This window comes from Corynebacterium sp. (assembly GCF_022712195.1).
Classification (GTDB): Bacteria; Actinomycetota; Actinomycetes; order Mycobacteriales; family Mycobacteriaceae; genus Corynebacterium.
In genome coordinates, this window is the sequence record NZ_JALAGY010000087.1 from 31815 (window position 1) to 49724 (window position 17910).

The 17910-nt window shown below is 69.7% G+C and carries 17 protein-coding genes; 7 read left to right on the forward strand and 10 right to left on the reverse strand.

The window, feature by feature from the left end:
- Nucleotides 1–18 precede the first annotated feature (18 nt).
- Nucleotides 19–987 (forward strand): alpha/beta hydrolase, encoded by a 969-nt coding sequence (locus Q0A34_RS12065; protein ID WP_291480243.1) that lies wholly within the window; start codon nucleotides 19–21, stop codon nucleotides 985–987.
- A gap of 110 nt (nucleotides 988–1097) precedes the next feature.
- Here Q0A34_RS12065 and Q0A34_RS12070 read toward each other — a convergent pair whose 3' ends face one another.
- The 8 genes from Q0A34_RS12070 to Q0A34_RS12105 form a co-directional block, all read right to left on the reverse strand.
- Nucleotides 1098–2060: an NAD(P)H-quinone oxidoreductase gene (locus Q0A34_RS12070; RefSeq protein WP_291480307.1), complete on the reverse strand. Its 963-nt coding sequence runs from the start codon at nucleotides 2058–2060 to the stop codon at nucleotides 1098–1100.
- A gap of 35 nt (nucleotides 2061–2095) precedes the next feature.
- Nucleotides 2096–2956, reverse strand: coding sequence for an SDR family oxidoreductase (locus Q0A34_RS12075; RefSeq protein ID WP_291480244.1), 861 nt, complete (start codon nucleotides 2954–2956; stop codon nucleotides 2096–2098).
- A 2-nt stretch (nucleotides 2957–2958) separates the two neighbouring features.
- Nucleotides 2959–4542 (reverse strand): succinic semialdehyde dehydrogenase, encoded by a 1584-nt coding sequence (locus Q0A34_RS12080; RefSeq protein WP_291480245.1) that lies wholly within the window; start codon nucleotides 4540–4542, stop codon nucleotides 2959–2961.
- Nucleotides 4543–4574: 32 nt separating this feature from the next.
- Nucleotides 4575–5492 carry an acetoacetate decarboxylase family protein gene (locus Q0A34_RS12085; protein ID WP_291480246.1) on the reverse strand — a complete coding sequence of 306 codons (918 nt, stop codon included), beginning with the start codon at nucleotides 5490–5492 and terminating at the stop codon, nucleotides 4575–4577.
- Nucleotides 5493–5642: 150 nt separating this feature from the next.
- Nucleotides 5643–6440, reverse strand: coding sequence for an isocitrate lyase/phosphoenolpyruvate mutase family protein (locus tag Q0A34_RS12090; RefSeq protein WP_291480247.1), 798 nt, complete (start codon nucleotides 6438–6440; stop codon nucleotides 5643–5645).
- A gap of 51 nt (nucleotides 6441–6491) precedes the next feature.
- On the reverse strand, nucleotides 6492–7403 hold the full coding sequence (locus tag Q0A34_RS12095) for a hypothetical protein (protein ID WP_291480248.1): 912 nt from the start codon (nucleotides 7401–7403) through the stop codon (nucleotides 6492–6494).
- Nucleotides 7404–7415: 12 nt separating this feature from the next.
- Nucleotides 7416–7850, reverse strand: coding sequence for a VOC family protein (locus tag Q0A34_RS12100; RefSeq protein WP_291480249.1), 435 nt, complete (start codon nucleotides 7848–7850; stop codon nucleotides 7416–7418).
- Nucleotides 7851–7912: 62 nt separating this feature from the next.
- Complete coding sequence (locus Q0A34_RS12105) at nucleotides 7913–8359, reverse strand: MarR family transcriptional regulator (RefSeq protein ID WP_291480250.1); 447 nt, start codon at nucleotides 8357–8359, stop codon at nucleotides 7913–7915.
- 117 nt (nucleotides 8360–8476) lie between these two features.
- Here Q0A34_RS12105 and Q0A34_RS12110 point away from each other — a divergent pair, with 117 nt between their 5' ends.
- The 4 genes from Q0A34_RS12110 to Q0A34_RS12125 are packed head-to-tail and all read left to right on the forward strand — an operon-like array spanning nucleotide 8477 to nucleotide 13821.
- A complete protein-coding gene (locus tag Q0A34_RS12110) occupies nucleotides 8477–9667 on the forward strand; it encodes an MFS transporter (protein WP_291480251.1) in 1191 nt (396 codons plus the stop codon).
- Between the two features lie 30 nt (nucleotides 9668–9697).
- Nucleotides 9698–10519 carry an aldo/keto reductase gene (locus tag Q0A34_RS12115; RefSeq protein WP_291480252.1) on the forward strand — a complete coding sequence of 274 codons (822 nt, stop codon included), beginning with the start codon at nucleotides 9698–9700 and terminating at the stop codon, nucleotides 10517–10519.
- Nucleotides 10520–10555: 36 nt separating this feature from the next.
- On the forward strand, nucleotides 10556–13009 hold the full coding sequence (locus Q0A34_RS12120; RefSeq protein WP_291480253.1) for an alpha/beta fold hydrolase: 2454 nt from the start codon (nucleotides 10556–10558) through the stop codon (nucleotides 13007–13009).
- A gap of 8 nt (nucleotides 13010–13017) precedes the next feature.
- Nucleotides 13018–13821, forward strand: coding sequence for an SDR family NAD(P)-dependent oxidoreductase (locus Q0A34_RS12125; RefSeq protein ID WP_291480254.1), 804 nt, complete (start codon nucleotides 13018–13020; stop codon nucleotides 13819–13821).
- Nucleotides 13822–13845: 24 nt separating this feature from the next.
- Here the strand turns inward: Q0A34_RS12125 and Q0A34_RS12130 are convergent, their stop codons facing one another.
- Both Q0A34_RS12130 and Q0A34_RS12135 read right to left on the reverse strand, forming a co-directional pair.
- Entirely contained in the window at nucleotides 13846–14679 is an 834-nt protein-coding gene (locus Q0A34_RS12130) for a MurR/RpiR family transcriptional regulator (RefSeq protein WP_291480255.1), read from the reverse strand.
- Between the two features lie 49 nt (nucleotides 14680–14728).
- Nucleotides 14729–15067, reverse strand: a complete 339-nt coding sequence (locus Q0A34_RS12135; protein WP_291480256.1) for a hypothetical protein — start codon at nucleotides 15065–15067, stop codon at nucleotides 14729–14731.
- A 72-nt stretch (nucleotides 15068–15139) separates the two neighbouring features.
- Between Q0A34_RS12135 and Q0A34_RS12140 the strand changes: the two genes are divergently transcribed.
- Complete coding sequence (locus Q0A34_RS12140) at nucleotides 15140–16564, forward strand: MFS transporter (RefSeq protein WP_291480257.1); 1425 nt, start codon at nucleotides 15140–15142, stop codon at nucleotides 16562–16564.
- Nucleotides 16565–16628: 64 nt separating this feature from the next.
- Nucleotides 16629–17858 (forward strand): amidohydrolase family protein, encoded by a 1230-nt coding sequence (locus tag Q0A34_RS12145; protein WP_291480258.1) that lies wholly within the window; start codon nucleotides 16629–16631, stop codon nucleotides 17856–17858.
- Nucleotides 17859–17910: the final 52 nt, after the last annotated feature.

The window sequence follows — 17910 nt, forward strand, 5'->3', positions numbered from 1 at the left end:
TCCAGGAAAGGACGACCCATGACCGCCAACCCGAAGAACATCTCCCTCGAACCCGCCGCCCAGGCCTTCGCCGAGGCGACCTCCGAACCGCCGTTCCTCTACCAGCTCCCGCCCGAGGAGGGCCGCAAGGCCGTCGACGGGGTCCAGGACGAGGAGATCCACAAGCCCGAGATCGACGAGGAGTGGATCACCGTCGCCGGCGGTCCCACCGGTGAGGTCCCGACCCGCATCGTCCGGCCGAAGGGCGCCACCGGCGTGCTCCCGGTCGTCCTGTACACCCACGGCGCCGGCTGGGTCTTCGGCGACGCCCACACCCACGACCGGCTCGTCCGCGACCTCGCCGTGGGCACCGGTGCGGCGGTCGTCTTCCCGGAGTACGTCCGCGCCCCCGACGTGCAGTACCCCTCCCAGAACGAGCAGTCCTACGCCGTCGCCCAGTGGATCGTCCACCACGGTGCCGAGCACGGCCTCGACCCCGAGCGCGTGGCGATCTCCGGCGACTCCGTCGGCGGCAACATGGCCATCGCACTGAACATCATGGGCCATGAGCGCGGCGACGTGTCCTTCAAGGGTGCGGCCCTGTTCTACCCGGTCACCGACGCGAACTTCGACACGGAGTCCTACCGGGAGTTCGCCGAGGGCTACTTCCTGGCCCGGGAGGGCATGAAGTGGTTCTGGGACCAGTACACCACCGACGAGGACGCCCGGAACGAGATCACCGCCTCCCCGCTGCGCGCCACCGAGGAGGAGCTGGCGTTCTTCCCGCCGACGCTGGTGATCACCGCCGAGGCCGACGTCCTGCGCGACGAGGGGGAGGCCTTCGCCGCCAAGCTCCGCCGCGCCGGGGTCAGGGTGACCCAGGTCCGCTACGGGGGCATCATCCACGACTTCGTGATGGTCAACTCCATGCACGACACCCCGCAGGCCGTGGCCGCCGTGGCCCAGGCCGTCGCACACCTGAGGGACGTGCTCGGCATCGGGGAGTAGCGCTCCTACAGGACAGGACAGCGCAGGACAGTGCAGGACAGGGCCGTCGCCCGGACCGGCTCCCGTGGGGGAGGGCGGCCCGGGCGACGGCCCTGTCGCGTCACGCCAGGCTACGGCAGGAGAAGGACCTTACCGACGGAGTCGGCGGAGTCGAGCATGTCGTGCGCCGCACGGGCCTCGGCCAGAGGCAGAGTCGCCGAGATCACCGGCTTCACCGTCCCGTCCTCCACCAGGGGCCACACGTTCTCCACCACCGCGGCGGTGATCTCCGCCTTGGAACCGGGGCCGGTCAACGGGCGCCGACGCACATTCGTGCCGATCACCCGGGCCCGCTTGTTGATCAGCGCCCCGATGTCCAGGTCACCGTGGGTGCCGCTCATCATGCCGATGATCACCAGCTTCCCGCCCGGGGCCAGGACCCGCACGTTGCCGGGCAGGTACCTCGCGGCGATGATGTCGAGCACCACGTCGACGCTGCCCTCCAGCTCCTCGGCGAAGTCCTGCTCACGGTAGTTGATCACCCGGTCGGCGCCGAGTTCGCGGGCCCGCGCGGCCTTGCCCTCGGAACCGACGGTGACGATGACGGTGGCCCCGATCGCCTTCGCCACCTGGATGGCGTGGGTGCCGATACCGCTGCCGCCGCCGTGGATCAGCACGGTCTGCCCGGCGGTCAGCTCCGCCTCCATCACCAGGTTCGACCACACCGTGGCCGCGGTCTCGGGGAGGGCGGCGGCGTCGACCAGGGACATTCCGGCCGGGATCGGCATCAGCTGCCCGACGGGGACCACGGCGTACTCGGCGTAGCCGCCGCCGGAGATGATCGCGGCGACCTCGTCGCCCGGGGCCCACCGGCCGTCCGCGGCGACGTTCTCACCGAGTTCGGTGATCACCCCGGAGAGCTCCATGCCGATGATGTCGGTGACACCGGGCGGCGGCGGGTAGTTGCCCTCCCGCTGCATCACGTCGGCGCGGTTCACGCCCGCGGCGGCCACCTTCACCAGGACCTCGTCGGGCCCGGGGGCCGGGACGGCGGTGTCCTCGAGGTCGAGGTCGTTGTTGCGGACTGCTTTCATTGTCTTGTCGGTCGTCTTGTCGGTCGTCTTGGCGGTCATTGTGAGATCCTTCCTGCGAGCGCCAGGGTGAGGCGCCGGGGGGCGAGTTGTGCGATGGTGGCGACGAGGGCGTTCCTGCGCCCCGAGACGGTACTGGGGCGGGGTGTGCCCCGGTCGAGTTCCCGCAGTGCGTGGGCCACGACCTCGTCGGCGGTCTGGAAGCTGCCGACGGCGGCGTCCGTTCCGTCTGAGCTGCCCGTGCCGTCGGTGCCGTTCGGGGCGGAACTGCTCAGGACCTCGAAGAACTCCGTCTTCGTCGGCCCGGGGCTCAGGGCGAGGACCCGCAGCGGAGAGCTCCTGGTCTCGTAGGCCAGGGCTTCGGTGAGGGAGAGGACGTAGGCCTTGGTGGCACCGTAGGCGGCCAGGCCCGGAGTGTGCTGGTAGGCGGCGGTGCTGGCGACGTTGAGCAGGACGCCCGGCCCACCGCTGTGCAGCGCACGCTCCACCAGCCGAGGCAGCAGCAGGCGGGTGAGGTCGGTGAGTAGCCGGACGTTGAGCTCGACCATCGCGGAGAGCCGGTCCGGGTCCTCGTCGACGAAACGGCCGCCCATGCCGAAGCCGGCGTTGTTGATCAGGGAGTTGACCTCGAGACCACGCTCGTCCAGATCGTCGACCAGGGCGGTTGCGGCACCGGGGGCGCCGAGGTCCGCGGCGATCACGGTGACGGAGACACCGTGGCGCGTACGGAGGCTGGCGGCGAGGTCGTCGAGCCGGTCCTTCCGCCGGGCGACGAGGACCAGGTCCGCGCCCCGGGCGGCGAACTGTGCGGCGAACTCCGCGCCCAGCCCCGAACTGGCCCCGGTGACCAGGACGGTGGTGCCGGCGTAGTTCACGGGAGTGTCCGGACTGGCGGCCACGGCTACTTCACCCCCGGGAGCTTCTTCGCCAGGCGCAGGGCACCGGTCATGACCTTCGCGTAGCGTCCGGCGTCCAGCCAGTGCGGGGCACCGACGGGAAGCAGCCGCTCCACGGCGATCGTCTGCGACTCGGTGTACTTCATGATGCCGTGCTCGCCGTGGCGGCGGCCCACACCGGAGGCCTTCATGCCGCCCATCGGGGCGTCGACGGAACCCCAGGTGGGGGCGTAGGCGTCGTTGACGTTCACGGTGCCGGCCTCGAGCTGCTCGGCCACGCGGCGCCCGCGTGCGGGGTCGCTGGTCCACACGCTGAAGTTCAGTCCGTACTCGCTGTCGTTCGCCAGGCGGATCGCCTCCTCCTCGCTGCCGACCCGGTACAGGGAGACGACCGGGCCGAAGGTCTCGTGGTCGAAGACGATCATGTCCTCGGTGACGTCGGTGAGGATCGTCGGCTCGTAGAACAGCGGGCCGATCTCCGGGCGTGCCGTGCCGCCGGCGAGCACCGTCGCACCCTTGGCCCGGGCGTCCTCGACGTGGGTGGTGACCGTGTTCAGCTGCTTCTCGGAGACCAGGGACCCCATGTCGGTGGAGTAGTCCAGGTCGGGCGTGAGCCTCAGGTTCTTCGCCGCGGCGGCGAAGCGGGAGGTGAAGGAGTCCCACATCGAGTCCGGAACGTAGATCCGCTCGATGGAGATGCACAGCTGACCGGTGTTGGAGAAGGACGCCCGGACCGCGCCGCGCACGGCCTCGTCGACGTCGGCGTCGTCCAGGACCAGCAGGGCGTTCTTGCCGCCGAGCTCCATGGAGTAGTCGATGAGGTTCTCGGCGGCCTCGGCGGCGACCGTGCGGCCCACGGCGGTGGAGCCGGTGAACATCAGGAAGTCGGAGTGCCGGATGATCGGGCTGCCCAGCTCCGAACCGCGGCCGGTGACGACCTGCACCAGGCCTTCGGGCATGCCGGCCTCCTCCAGGAGCTGGACGGCCCACAGGGTGGCGTAGGGGGTCTGCTGGTCGGGCTTGGTGAGGATCGCGTTGCCCGCGACGATGGCGGGGATGGAGTCGCTGATGCCCAGGGTCAACGGGTAGTTCCACGGGGAGATCACGCCGACCAGTCCCTTCGGGTGGTGGACCTCGACCACCTTGGTCAGGGCGAGCTGCACCCCCTGGCGCCGTTTCGGCTTCAGGTAGTCGGCCGCGGTGTGGGCGTAGTAGCGCGCGTTCAGCGCGACGTCCATGATCTCCTCGAAGGCGTGGCGGCGGGCCTTGCCGTTCTCGCGCTGGATGATGTCGAGGACCTCGTCCTGGCGTTCCAGCACCAGGTCGTGGAAGCGCAGCAGGACGTCCGCCCGCTCCTCCACGGGCCGTGCGGCCCAGGCGCGCTGCACCTTCCGTGCGCGCTTCGCGGCGGCGGCGACGTCCTCCGCGGTGGACGCGGGGACGGTGCCCATGGTGCCGCCGGTCATGGCGTCGGAGATGTGCAGGACCCGCTCCGGGTCGGCGACGACGACGCGTCGGGCGAGCCGGTCGAGGAACTCGGGTGAGGTGGGGGAGAGTCCGGGGAATGTGGTGCTTGATGTGCGTGACATGGCTGGGGTTCTTCTTTCGGGGAAATGTGGTGTCAGCGGGTGGCGACGGAGATCGGGGCGGGCATGTGCAGTGCGATCTGGGTCTCGGTGGCGACCTCGAACTGCATCGGCCGGATGAGCTCCAGGGAACGGACGTCGTCGGAGACCCGTCCGGTGCCGAGGGTGAGGTCGATGTCACGGGGGAGCAGGGAGACCCCGCCGGCGAGCATGTTGGTCTGGGTGAGGGTGGAGTGCCAGCTGTCGCCGATCTTCGTGTACGAGGTCAGGGAGCCGACCTTCTCACCGCTGCGGTAGCGCCTCTGCTTGGGTGTGGGGGCGGACAGGGAGATGTCGTTGGTGCCGTCGGCGTTGAAGACCTGGGCGGACACCCGCCGGTCGTCGATGTTCACGTCGATGTCGGTGCGCCACTTCGGGAAGCCGTAGCCGTCGTGGCCGCGGACCTGGGCGATGTCGGTGTTGACCGGCAGGGACAGGACGTGGGCGTGGAGGTGGTTGTTGCCCAGGCCGCTGGCGAGGTCGGCGGCGCCGACCTTCCCGTGGCGGGCGGGCCGCACGACCACCCCGACGGCCGCCTCGGTGTAGAAGTCGATGTCGGCCACGTCGTAGCGGAAGAACATGAGGAAGCCGAGGGCGACTCCGGGGACTACCTCCAGGGGGTCGAGTTCGGCGGGGAGGCGCCGGCGGGCGGCGCTGGACTTCGCGAGGAAGGCGATCCGTGCGGTGGAGTTGCGGTAGTAGAAGTTCGGGGTCCAGGTTTCGCCGATGGGGGAGTCGACCCTGGTCTTGGGAAGGGTGCGGAAGAAGTCGACGCTGCTGACCCGGGGATCCTCGGCGATGGCGTCGAGGTCGGGGTTCATGCGGTAGCGGTCGTAGAGCCCGCCCTTGGGAACCTCGACGGTGCGCGTGCCGAGGGTGACGGAGACGGTCTCTGCGGAGGAGTTGGAGGACATGGGCTGGAGCCCTTTCATGAGTTGACGGTGCTTACATCGCAGAACCGTAGTCCGCTCTGTGAGCAGTGTCAACATCTTTCGCGGAACTTCCGGAGGAATTCCTTCTTTCCCAGGTCACCGCCGTGTGCGGATGGCTTCCGCACTCCCCTCCTAGTCCGTGCCGTCCCCGGCGACGTCCTTCCAGTCGCCGAGCAACTCGCGGGTGGTGTCGGCCAATGCCGCCTGCAGCAGCGGGCCGAAGGATATCCGCCCGACCCCTGCACGGGCGGCGTCAGCGAAGCTCATGGACCCGGGGATCGCCCCGGTGCGCGGATGGGCGGTCACGTTCAACGGCGTGGACACCTCGTCGAGGATGCGCTGCAGAGCGGCGGTGGAGGGGACCAGCACCGGGTACAGCGAGTCCGCGCCCGCCTCCTCGAGCAGGCTGAGTCGGGTGAGTGCGTCCCCGAGCTTCGCGTCGTCCTCCCCGTCCTTGGTGAAGGCGTCGGTGCGCCCGTTGATGACCAGGTGCACCCCCTGCGCGTCGGCGGAGGCGCGGACGGCGGCGATGTAGGCGGCATGCTCCTCAGGACTGCGGTAACGGTCCTCCGAATGGACGGTGTCCTCGATGTTCACGCCGACGGCCCCGGCCTCCAGCACCCGCTGCACGAGTTCAGCCGGCTGGAGGCCGAGACCGGACTCCACGTCCACCGAGACCGGGACGGAGACCGAGGCGGTGATGCGGGCGACGACCTCGAAGTACAGGTCAACCGGGGTGTTCTCACCGTCGGGGTAGCCGAGGGAGTCGGCGACAGGGTGCGACCCGACCGTGAGGCCGTCGAAGCCGGCGTCCTCGGCGAGTCGGGCGCTCCAGACGTCCCACACGGTGGGCAGGACCAGGGGTGCGGAACGGTGGTGCAGGTCGAGGAGCAGGCGGGCCTTCTGGCTGAGTGCGGCGGTGTGCGACATGACGCCACGGTACGCGCGGTGGCGGGGAACCGCCTGCGCCTTGCCTCACCCTCACCCGACGTCGGACGCCGCCATCCGCTCCATCCTGGCCCGGAACACCCGCGCCGCCCGGACCGTCGGCGCTTCCAGCGTCGCGGCGACGGCGGAGCGTGCGGCGTCGGTACGTGCCGCCTGCGCCGCCTCCCACTCCACCTTCGTCCGCTCCGAACGCCGGTGGTTCCGGATCGCGGCGACACCCACCGCGATGCCGATCAGGACCGGTACCCACACCTTCGAGTACTCGGCGAGGAAGTCCACCCACCAGGGTGCGTCCCAACTGGGCAGGGAGATGTCCGGCCAGGGGATCGACGGCAGGGTGAAGGAGGGCAGGGTGATGTCCGGCCACGGTATGGACGGCAGGGTGATGTGCCAGTCGGGGAGGTACTGCGACAGCCACTGCCACAGCCGGCGCAGCAGTCCCGCGACCAGGGGGCCGAAGATGATGACCCCCATCGCCCAGCCGCCTTTGCCCACACCGGCGAGAGTCGGGTAGAGCCACCGCTTGAATGCGGAGCGTTCCATCGCCGCCTGCCGTTTCGCGGCTCGTGAGCCCGCGGGTGCGTCGAGGAGGACGACGGTGTCCCTGACTCGGACGGTGACGCTGCGGACCCAGGTGTCCGCCCAGTTCGACTCGATCTCCAGGAGTGGACGGACGATTCCCTCCGGGTGGCCGTACTCGCCGGCGGCGGGCAACTTCCCCTCGTCGCCGAGGGTCGCCTTCGAGAGGTCGACCTTCACGTTGCCCAGGGTCTTCCTCCTCGCGACGACAGTCCCCCCGGCCCGCACGAGGAGACGACGGGTGGTCGAGGTGGGCTTCCCCCGCGGAAAACCCGGGTCCAGGGCGTGCAGCTCCTCGCCGGTGCCGGTGACCACCTCGATGAGCCCGAGGGAGGGGTGCGGGATGCTCCAGGTCTCTGCGGTCATGGACGGGGCCTTTCAGTCGAGACAGAACTCGTTGCCCTCGACATCCTGCATGACCAGGCAGGATTCGTTGACGCCGTCGGCCGGCAGCAGCCGCAGGCGGCGCGCGCCGAGTGCCTCGAGCCGGGTGGCCTCGGTCTCGAGGGCGGTGACCCGCTCGTCGCCGTGCAGGCCGGTGCCGACGCGGACGTCGAGGTGCACGCGGTTCTTCACGGTCTTCGGTTCAGGCACCCGCTGGAAGAAGAGGCGGGGTCCGACCCCCGCAGGGTCCTGGCATGCCCAGGTGGACCCCCGTTCCTCCTCGGGAAGGGAGGCGTCGACGTCCTCCCAGGAGCCGAATCCCGGCGGTACCGGTGGGTCGACGTAGCCGAGGGCCGCCTTCCAGAATTCCGCCACCGTCGCCGGCTCCCGGCAGTCGAACGTGATCTGCACCTGCCGTGTCGTGTCCATGGTGACCAGCGTAGCCGTGGCAGGGGGCCGTCTGCCCCGTCTGTCCCGCCTGCCCTGTCTGCCTACCGGAAGCTGCCGGCGTGCAGCGCGTCCGCCAGGGGGGCGAGTTCCGGGACGGTGGACGCCTCGTCCAGCGCCGCCTCCAGGGTGCGGTCGTGGGTGGGACGGGCGGCGTTGAGCAGGTCCCGGCCTTCGTCGGTGAGCTCGGTGTAGATGCCGCGGCGGTCGTCGTCGCAGAGGATGCGGCGCAGCAGTCCGCGGTTCTCCAGCCTGCTGACCAGCCGTGTCGTGGCGCTGGGGGAGAGGGCGGCGGCGCGGGCGAGCTGTGCCATGCGCATGTGCCAGCCGTCCTGGCGGTCCAGGGAGTCCATCACGGCGAATTCGACGACGGAGAGGTCGTGGTGTTCCTTCAGCGCCCGTTCCAGGGCTGTGTCGATGGCGCCGTGCAGTGCGGCGAGGGTGCGCCAGCCGCGGGTGCGGATCTCGACCGCGTCGTCGGAAATGCTCATGCGGACCACTATAGCCGACTTGCGCTCATATCCCGCGTGTGCAAGTATCTTCAACGTTGCGCCTGCAACTACTGCACGTGCAACTGATGCATTCGCAAGGAAAGGACGTCATCCATCATGCCTGCTGCCCTCTACGCGCTGGCCCTCGGCGGGTTCGGCATCGGACTCACCGAGTTCGTGATCATGGGCCTGCTGCCTGAGGTCGCCGCCGACTTCGGTGTCACCGACACCGCCGCCGGGTACCTGATCTCCGGCTACGCGCTCTCCGTCGCCGTCGGCGGCATCATCCTCACCGTCGCCCTGCGCGGCCTGGAGCGGCGCAAGGCCCTCCTCGGCCTGCTCGTGCTGTTCGTCGCCGGCAACCTGATGTCCGCCCTCGCGCCCACGTACGGGGTCATGCTCGCCGGACGCGTCGTCGCCGCACTGTGCCACGGTGCCTTCTTCGGCATCGGCGCCGTCGTCGCCGCCGACCTCGTCGCCCCGGCCCGACGCGCCGGAGCGATCTCGGTGATGTTCGCCGGGCTGACCATCGCCAACGTCGCCGGCGTGCCGCTGGGGACCTTCATCGGCCAGGCCTTCGGCTGGCGTGCCACGTTCTGGGCGATCACCGCCATCGGCATCGTCGCCCTGGCCGCGATCACCGCGCTCGTGCCCGCCACCCCCGCCAACGCAGGGTCGGTGCGGCAGGAGTTCGCCCTGTTCCGCTCCCGGCAGGTCTGGCTGTCGATGGCGGTGACCGTCCTCGGCTACGGCGGCATGTTCGGTGCCTTCACCTACATCGCCTTCACCCTGACCGAGGTCTCCGGCTTCTCGTCCTCCACCGTGCCGTGGCTGCTCGTGATCTTCGGCGTGGGCCTGTTCATCGGCAACCTCGCCGGGGGACGCGCCGCCGACCGCAACCTCGGCGTCACCCTCGTCGTGCTGCTCAGCGTCCTCACCGTGATCCTCGTGGCGTTCGCCCTCACCGCCACCAGCCAGGTGGCCACCGTCATCGCCCTGGGCCTGATGGGCGGCGTCGGGTTCGCGACGGTACCCGGACTGCAGATGCGGATCATGAACTTCGCGTCCGACGCCCCGACGTTGGCCTCGGGTGCGAACATCGCCGCCTTCAACGTCGGCAACGCCGTCGGCGCGTGGCTCTCCGGGCTCGCCCTCGCCGCCGGCCTCGGCTACACCTCCCCGCTGTGGGTCGGCGCGGTCGTCACCGTGCTCGGCCTCGGCCTGCTGGTCATCGCGACCCGCGTCCGCGGCGGCGAGTTCGCCCGGGACACCGCTGCCGCGGCACCGGCCGTCCCCGTCCCTGCCTGAACTTTCCCGACACCCAGAAAGAAGACAACCATGATCCCCACCGTCACCCTCAACGACTCCACCACCATGCCGCAGCTCGGCTTCGGCGTCTTCCAGGTCCCGGACGACGACGCCCACCGCGCCGTCGCCACCGCCCTGGAGGCCGGCTACCGCAGCATCGACACCGCGGCCGTCTACGGCAACGAGGCCGGCGTCGGCCGTGCCGTCGCCGAGTCCGGTATCGACCGCGACGACCTGTTCATCACCACCAAGCTCTGGGTGGACGGCCTCTCCCGGGACGGGGTCCGCCCCGGCCTGGAGGCCAGCCTGGAGCGGCTCGGCCTCGACTCCGTCGACCTGTTCCTCATCCACTGGCCCGCCCCCGCCACCGACAACTACCTCCGTGCCTGGGAAGGCATGGAGGAGGTCCGTGACGCCGGCCTGACCAGGTCCGTCGGCGTCTCGAACTTCCTCCCGGAGCACCTGCAGCGCGTCGTGGACCTCGGCGGGACCGTCCCCGCCGTCAACCAGGTGGAGCTCCACCCGGCACTGCAGAACCGGGAGACCGTCGCGGCCAACACCAGCCACGGCGTCCTCACCGAGGCGTGGAGCCCCCTGGGGCAGGGCGCGGCGCTCGCCGACCCCGCCGTGGTGCGGATCGCCGAGGCCCACGGTGCCACCCCGGCACAGGTCGTCCTGGCGTGGCACCTGCAGCAGGGGCGCATCGTGATCCCGAAGTCCGTCACCCCGGCCCGGATCGCCGGGAACCTCGGCGCCGTCGACGTCACCCTGGGTGACCGGGACCTCGAGGTGCTCGACAGCCTCGACCGGGGACTGCGCACGGGCCCGGACCCGGCGGAATTCAACGGATAACCGCTATCGTTCCGGAGACATAACTATGGTGTAGTCATGAATACAGAATCCGGCACACCCGACCAGCCCCTCGATCTCCTGATCGTGGGCGCAGGCCTCTCCGGCATCGACCTCGCCCACCACGTCGCCCAGAACTTCCCCCACTGGTCGTGGGAGATCCACGACACCCACGACGACCTCGGCGGAACCTGGCACACCTTCACCTACCCGGGCATCCGTTCCGACTCGGACATGGCCACCTTCGGGTTCCCCTTCCGCCCCTGGCCCCACAAGGGGACCCTGGGGCAGGGCCCGGACATCAAGGAGTACATCCGCGACGTCGCACGCGACTGCGGTGCCCTGGAACGTCTGCGGACCGGGTCCTGGATCAGGGACTCCGACTGGCAGACCGACAAGAACCTCTACGCCGTCACCTCCGTGACCGCGGAGGGGGAGCGGACCATCTACACCCGCCGGGTCCACTACGCCTCCGGCTACTACTCCCACGGCAGGGGCTTCCGTCCCGACTTCCCCGGTGAAGAGGACTTCACCGGCCAGATCATCCACCCCCAGGAGTGGCCGGCGGACCTCGACTGCGAAGGGCGCCGCATCGTGGTCATCGGTTCCGGCGCCACCGCGATCACCCTGGTCCCCGCCCTCGAGAAGGCCGGGGCGGACGTCACCATGCTGCAGCGCAGCCCCAGCTACGTCGCCCCGCTGCCCGAGGTCGACTTCATCAGCCGCATCTGGAAGACACTGCTGCCGGACGGGCCGGCGTACCGTGTGGCCCGCTTCAACCACGCCGCCCGGGACATGGCGCAGTTCGTGGTCGCCCAGCGCGCCCCGTGGCTGTTCAAGAAGGCACTGCGACTGATGCAGCGCCCCTACCTCTCCAAGGACCAGATCGACGAGCACTTCACCCCCCGCTACAACCCCTGGGACCAGCGCGTCTGCAAGGCGCCCAACGGCGACATCTTCTCCGCGCTGAAGCGCAACGCCCACGTCGTCACCGACACCATCGACCGGTTCACCGCCGACGGTGTCCGACTGTCGTCCGGCCGGGAACTGCCGGCCGACATCATCGTCACCGCGACGGGCCTGGAGATCGAGGTCTTCGGCGGCGGCACCCTCAGCATCGACGGCGAACCCCTCGACAACCACCGGCAGGTCTTCTACCGGGGCATCATGCTCGCCGGCCTGCCGAACTTCAGCTTCACCGTCGGCTACGTGAACGCGTCCTGGACACTGCGCTCGGACATGGTGTCCCGCTACATGGTCAAGCTGTGGAAGACCGGCGAGGAGTACTACAGCCCCGCCCTGGTGCCGGGCCGCAACGACCGCCCGTTGCTCGACTTCGACGCCGGCTACATCAGGCGTGGGGAGCACCGGCTGCCCACCCAGGGCGACGGTTCCCCCTGGCAGTACACGCAGAACTACCTCGCCGAGCTCCCCGACCTGGCCTTCGGGGACCAGCGCCGCGACATGGTGTTCGGGGAGCACTGCCTGCAGCAGGCCGGCGCCGCCCGTCCGGGGCCGGACGTGCAGACCGTCAGCGTCGACAGCCCCTTCGTCGCCACCGACACGCGGTCGCTCCCGCCGACCGAGACCGTCACCGTGGACGGCCGGACGGTGCGGGTGCGGCGCGGCGGTCCGTCCGGCGCCGACAGTGCTGCCGAGGGGGCCGTGGTCATGATCCACGGCATCGGGCGTTCCCTGGAGGACTGGGACGACCAGGCGGTCCTCATCGGCGAGAACAGCAGGTACGTCGCCCTGGACATCCCCGGCTTCGGGTTCAGCGACCCCGCGGCCCGGGTGACACTCGCCGACACCGCAGACCTGCTGTGGAAGGTCCTCGACGAGCTCGGGGAGTCCCGGGTCAACCTGGTGGGCAACTCCCTGGGCGGGGCACTGTCGATGGAGATGACCGCACAGCGTCCTGACGACGTCGCCAGCGTCTCCCTCGTCGACCCCGCCGGGTTCGGCGACAGCACCACACCCCTGCTGCGCCTGATCGCCGTGCCCGGCCTGGGACGGCTCAATGCCGCGACCACGCGGCTGCGGGCGATCCACCAGCCGGTCGAGCACGTCATCCTGCGTCGTCCCGGAGCGGCCACGCGCCGACGGGTCGCACTCCAGGGACGCATCGCCCGCCACCCGCACCGCACCCCGACCTTCTACTCCTTCGTCCGGCAGCTCGGGACCCCGCTCGGGATCCGGGAAGGCTGGCGCCGTGACCTGATCGCACGGTTCAACAGGGCCACCGCCGGGACCACCCCGGTCATGCTCTCCTGGGGCCGGAAGGACCTGATCCTGCCGTACTCGGACTTCCGCGCCGGGCTCGAGCAGATCGACGTGCGGGACGCGGTGGTCTTCGACGACTGCGGCCACATGCCCCAGCTCGAGTACCCGCAGGAGTTCGCGGAACAGTACCAGCGCTTCCTGCTCGGGGTCTGGGCGACGCCCCAGGACGAGAACCGCACTGACGCGAACCAGAAGGAGACGGTGAACTGACGATGTTCATGCCCGAGAAGAACGGACCCCGTACAGTGCTGGTGACCGGAGCCGCCTCCGGCCTCGGGCTGGAGATCTCCCGGCAGTTCCTGGCCAAGGGCGACCGGGTGATCCTCACCGACCTCCACGAGGAGGCCCCGTCGGCCGTCCGGGGGCTGGACGGCGACTGGAGCTACCGCCGGCTCGACGTGACCCGTGACGAGGACTGGCAGGACGCGGCGGACTCCGTCGACGCCCTGGACATCCTCGTCAGCAACGCCGGCATCGCCATCGGCGGCCGGATCACCGAGACGAGGATGGACACCTGGCAGAAGGCCCTCGACATCAACCTCCTCGGCTCCGTCCGCGCACTGCGGGCCTTCGTCCCGAAGATCAGCAAGGGCGGGCGGGTCGTGCTCACCGCCTCCGCGGCCGGCCTGGTCCACGCACCGGCGATGGCGACGTACAACGCGACGAAGGCGGCCACCGTCGCCCTCGGGGAGACGATGGACGCCGAGCTGCGGCACCGGAAGATCAGCACCACCGTGATCTGCCCGCAGTTCTTCAAGTCCGGCCTGTCGGACTCGCTCATCGGTGACGATGACGCGATGGACGCCGTCGCCCGCGTCCTGCTCAGCAAGACCTGGTTGACCTCGGAGATCATCGCACGGCGCGCGGTGAAGGGGATCGGGGCGCGACGGTCCGTGGTCACCCCCGACGGCATCGCCACGTTCAGCTGGTACTCCAAGCGCTTCACGCGGATCCCGTACCTCTTCACGCTCCGCACCATCGGTCGTGCCGTGGCGTGGCAGGTGAAGCGCAGCACGACCTAGGCTGCCGGGGCGGGTCAGACGGAGCTATGACCGGTCGTCCATGAGCCCCAGCGAGTCCCAGGCGCGTTCGACCGCGGCCAGGGAGGAGCGGGACGCCGACCGTGCGAGCACGGCGAGGATCGCCTGGACGACGGAGACGATGGCGGTCAGCGACGGCGTCGCGTCGGCCCCTTCGATCGGGGTGAGGATCACGTGGTCGGCCGCGTCCGTCAGGGGGGACGACTGCAGGTCGGTGAGGACGCCGACCGTCGCACCCTTGTCACGGCCCAGTTCGGTGAGGTCGCGCAGCGCCTTGGTCAGACGCCACACGTTGATCACGATGAGGCAGTCGCGCTCGTCCATGTGGGAGACCGCGACGGCCTGGGTCGTCGCCGGGCCGGCGGCGACCTGGATGTCGTACCCGTGGATGGACCCCAGGTAGGAGAGGATCTGCGCCGGGCCGGCACCGGAACCGGTGGTGATGACGACGGTGCGCCGTGCGGTGTGGATGGCGTCGGCGATGGCGTTGATCGCCCGGATGTTCTCCGGTGTCGACGCGGCAGACAGGTTCGTCATGTCCTGACGGAGCCCCAGCGAGACGGCGTCCGAGGCGGTCGCGCGCTCCGGCTCGGTGGAGGAGATGGAGTCGAGGTACTCCGAACGGACCCGCTGCCGCAGGTCGGCCCACCCGTCGAAGTCGAGCTGCTGTGCGGTGCGCACCACCGTGGAGACGTTCACCCCGGCACGCTCGGCGACCTCGCGGGCGGAGGCGTACGAGGCGAACTGCGGCATCCGGGCGATGATCCGCACCACCCGCTCCGCCTGGGTTCCGAGGGGTGAGCGTGCGGCCCGCTCCTCGAGCAAGGTCTCAACCGTCACCGCGGGTGCCCCGTTCTCTCCATGGTCCGGCGGTACCCGGCCGGACCCGTCAGACAATCTCGAATATCTCGCTTGTTGCAGACACGATATCACCTGCGCAGGCGAGGATCCCCGCCGAGAAGGACTCCCGGACCGGATCCGCCTGCCAGTCCGCGTAGGCCTGCCGGTCCGGCCATTCGGCGACGACGAGGACGGTGTCGGTGGTGCCGCCGCCCTCGCAGCCTTCGCCGGCTTCGCCGCTCTCGCTGTCGTCAGCGGCGGAACGCAGCCCGAGTGTGGTGGATGTGGCGCCGGAGGCCTCCAGGATGCCCGCGGTCCCGTAGTAACGGACAACGTCGGTGCCGCGCCCCGCGGGGACCCGGAGTGTGAGAAGTGTGAGACAAGTCATGTTCCAAGTGTTGCATGGATCACGTCATACATCTAGTGGTGCATTCCACACCGAAAGTGAATGGAGGTCGTGATGACCACATCGACGGGCGCATCGAGCGCCCAGCAGGAAGAACTACTCGCACGTCTCGACAAGCTCGAGCCCGGCAAGCCGCACCGCCGTCTCATGGTCATGGGCGGCCTCGGCTACACCTTCGACTCCTTCGACGGCCAGCTCATGGGGTACGCGCTCTCAGCGCTGATCGTCATCTGGGCGATTCCCGAATCAGTGTCCGGCTGGCTCCTGTCGTCGATCTTCTTCGGCTACCTCGTCGGGGCACTGGTCTCCGGCGTCCTCGCCGACAGGTTCGGCCGCCGCAAGCTGATGATGACAGCGCTGCTGATCTTCTCCGCGTGCAGCCTCCTGATGGGAACGGCGAACTCCGTGGCCGAGCTGTTCATCTGGAGGGCTCTGTCGGGAATCGGCATCGGCGCGGAAACCGCCCTGATCGCCCCCTACATCTCCGAGTTCCTGCCGGCGCGGGTGCGCGGGAAGTTCGTGTCCCGGACCGTGGGCTTCCTGGCCTTCGGCTACATCCTCGCCGGTGTCCTCGCCCCGATCATCATCTCCCCGAACCCCGAGGTCGGCTGGCGCATCGCCGCCGTGGTCGCCGCGCTGCCCGTCATCCTGCTGCTCTGGTGGCGTCGCGCCCTGCCGGAGTCCCCCCGTTTCCTGCTGTCCAAGGGGCGGATCGAGGAGGCGACCGCGGTCATCGAGGAGTTCGAACGCCGCAGTGGAGTCGAGCCCGAGAAGAACGCCGCCATCGCCGCCGAGGCACCGGCACCGAAGGCGGTCGGCGGGGACAACCTGGAGTCCGAGGCCAGGGTGTCCAGCCGCGGGCCGTTATCCACCCTCGCTGCGCTGTGGAGAGGACCGCTGTTCCGCACCACCATGGTGATCTGGGTCCTCTGGTTCATCCTCACCGGCGTGAACTACGGTTTCTCCAGCTGGCTCCCGGCACTGCTGGTCACCGCCAAGGGTTTCAGCCTGACCGGGTCGTTCCTCTTCTCCTTCGTGACTGCCCTGGCCCAGATCCCGGGCTACTACGTGGCGAGCATGCTGATCGACCGGATGGAACGTAAGTGGCTGATCGCCATCTACGCCACCGGTGCCACGGTCTCGGCCGTGATCATCGCCCTGGCCGGCAACGTCGGGATGCTGCTGCTCGGTTCGTCGCTGCTCGCGGCCTTCACCAACGGTGTCGCCGCGGTGTACTACACCTACACCTCCGAGCTCTACCCGACCTCCATCCGTGCCACAGGCATGGGTGTGGCCTCGGCCGTCGGCCGTATCGGGGCGATCACCGCCCCCATCGCCATCGGCTACATGTACGCCTCCATCGGCTTCACCAACGTCTTCCTCGTCCTCGTCGGAGCGTTGGCCGTCGCCGTCGTCTTCATCGTGGCCTTCGGCGAGAAGACCTCCGGACGCGCCCTCAACGAGGACGTCCCCGACTAGGGGCGCGCCGCGCCACCTGTACCACCCTGTAACAACCACCGTCGTCTGCAAAGGAGACACCTGAATGAGCATCCGCATCATCAACGCGCACACCCTCGAGCCCGAGACCGGCGAACGCCGGGACGGCGCCTGGATCGACGTCAGGGACGGACGGATCACCGCCACCGGCACCGGTGAACCACCCGCCGCCGACGACGGGGTCGAGGTGATCGACGCCGCCGGTGCCACGGTGATGCCCGGACTCGTCGACGCCCACGTGCACATCCTCATCACCTCCACCGACAGTGCAGACCGGGCGAACTGGTCACCGGGCTACGCCACCGTGCGCGCCCTGCTCTCCGCCGGGGACATGCTGCGACGCGGCTTCACCACCGTGCGGGACGTCGGAGGCGCCGACCACGGGATGGCCCGCGCCCTCGAGGAGGGGCTCCTCCCCGGACCCCGCCTGATCTTCGGGGGCAAGGCCCTGTCACAGACCGGCGGCCACGGGGACTTCCGCACCCTCAACGACGACTCCTGCGGGTGCTGCCAGCTCTCACCGGACTTCGCCCGCGTCGTCGACGGCGTCGACTCCGTCCGGCACGCCGCCCGCGACGAGTTCCGCAAGGGCGCACAGCACCTGAAGGTGCTGGTCTCCGGCGGTGTCGCCTCACCGGCGGACGAGATCTCCGCCGTCCAGTACACCCGCGAGGAGATCCGGGCCGCCGTCGTCGAGGCGGAGAACCACAACCGCTACGTCACCGTGCACGCCTACCACCCCAGGGCCGTCAACGCGGCCCTGGAGGAGGGCGTGCGGTGTGTGGAGCACGGCAACCTCATCGACGACGAGTCCATCCGCCTGCTGGTGGAGAACGACGCCTACCTGGTGCCCACCATCATCACCTACCAGGCGATGTACGAGGCAGGGGACGCCTCCGGCCTGTCGCCCGCGTCGCTGAAGAAGCTCGACGAGGTCCGCCTCGCCGCCGTCGACAACCTCGAGAAGGCCTACCGCGCCGGGGTCAACATCGTCTACGGCAGTGACCTGCTCGGCGGCCTGCAGTACCGCCAGCTCGACGAGTTCCGGATCCGGGCGCAGGTGATCCCGAACCTCGACGTGATCCGCAGCGCCACGAGCACCGCCGCGCGACTGCTGCACATGGAGGGCGAGATCGGCACCCTCGCCGGAGGCGCCCACGCCGACCTGATCATCGTCGACGGAGACCCGGAGCAGGACATCGAGGTGCTCGCCGCACCCGACCGCCACCTGCGCCACGTCATCAGGGGCGGGCAGGTCGTGGACGGCCTCGGGTAGGTCCCGTCGGGTGCCCCGCCCCGGGGACTTTTCTCAGGGACACCTCTCAGGG

Coding starts and splice junctions, on each gene's coding strand:
- Q0A34_RS12065 (WP_291480243.1), top strand. CDS start 19: ATGACCGCCAACCCGAAGAACATCTCCCTCGAACCCGCCGCCCAGGCC.
- Q0A34_RS12070 (WP_291480307.1), bottom strand. CDS start 2,060: ATGAAAGCAGTCCGCAACAACGACCTCGACCTCGAGGACACCGCCGTC.
- Q0A34_RS12080 (WP_291480245.1), bottom strand. CDS start 4,542: ATGTCACGCACATCAAGCACCACATTCCCCGGACTCTCCCCCACCTCA.
- Q0A34_RS12085 (WP_291480246.1), bottom strand. CDS start 5,492: ATGTCCTCCAACTCCTCCGCAGAGACCGTCTCCGTCACCCTCGGCACG.
- Q0A34_RS12090 (WP_291480247.1), bottom strand. CDS start 6,440: ATGTCGCACACCGCCGCACTCAGCCAGAAGGCCCGCCTGCTCCTCGAC.
- Q0A34_RS12095 (WP_291480248.1), bottom strand. CDS start 7,403: ATGACCGCAGAGACCTGGAGCATCCCGCACCCCTCCCTCGGGCTCATC.
- Q0A34_RS12100 (WP_291480249.1), bottom strand. CDS start 7,850: ATGGACACGACACGGCAGGTGCAGATCACGTTCGACTGCCGGGAGCCG.
- Q0A34_RS12105 (WP_291480250.1), bottom strand. CDS start 8,359: ATGAGCATTTCCGACGACGCGGTCGAGATCCGCACCCGCGGCTGGCGC.
- Q0A34_RS12110 (WP_291480251.1), top strand. CDS start 8,477: ATGCCTGCTGCCCTCTACGCGCTGGCCCTCGGCGGGTTCGGCATCGGA.
- Q0A34_RS12115 (WP_291480252.1), top strand. CDS start 9,698: ATGATCCCCACCGTCACCCTCAACGACTCCACCACCATGCCGCAGCTC.
- Q0A34_RS12120 (WP_291480253.1), top strand. CDS start 10,556: ATGAATACAGAATCCGGCACACCCGACCAGCCCCTCGATCTCCTGATC.
- Q0A34_RS12125 (WP_291480254.1), top strand. CDS start 13,018: ATGCCCGAGAAGAACGGACCCCGTACAGTGCTGGTGACCGGAGCCGCC.
- Q0A34_RS12135 (WP_291480256.1), bottom strand. CDS start 15,067: ATGACTTGTCTCACACTTCTCACACTCCGGGTCCCCGCGGGGCGCGGC.
- Q0A34_RS12140 (WP_291480257.1), top strand. CDS start 15,140: ATGACCACATCGACGGGCGCATCGAGCGCCCAGCAGGAAGAACTACTC.
- Q0A34_RS12145 (WP_291480258.1), top strand. CDS start 16,629: ATGAGCATCCGCATCATCAACGCGCACACCCTCGAGCCCGAGACCGGC.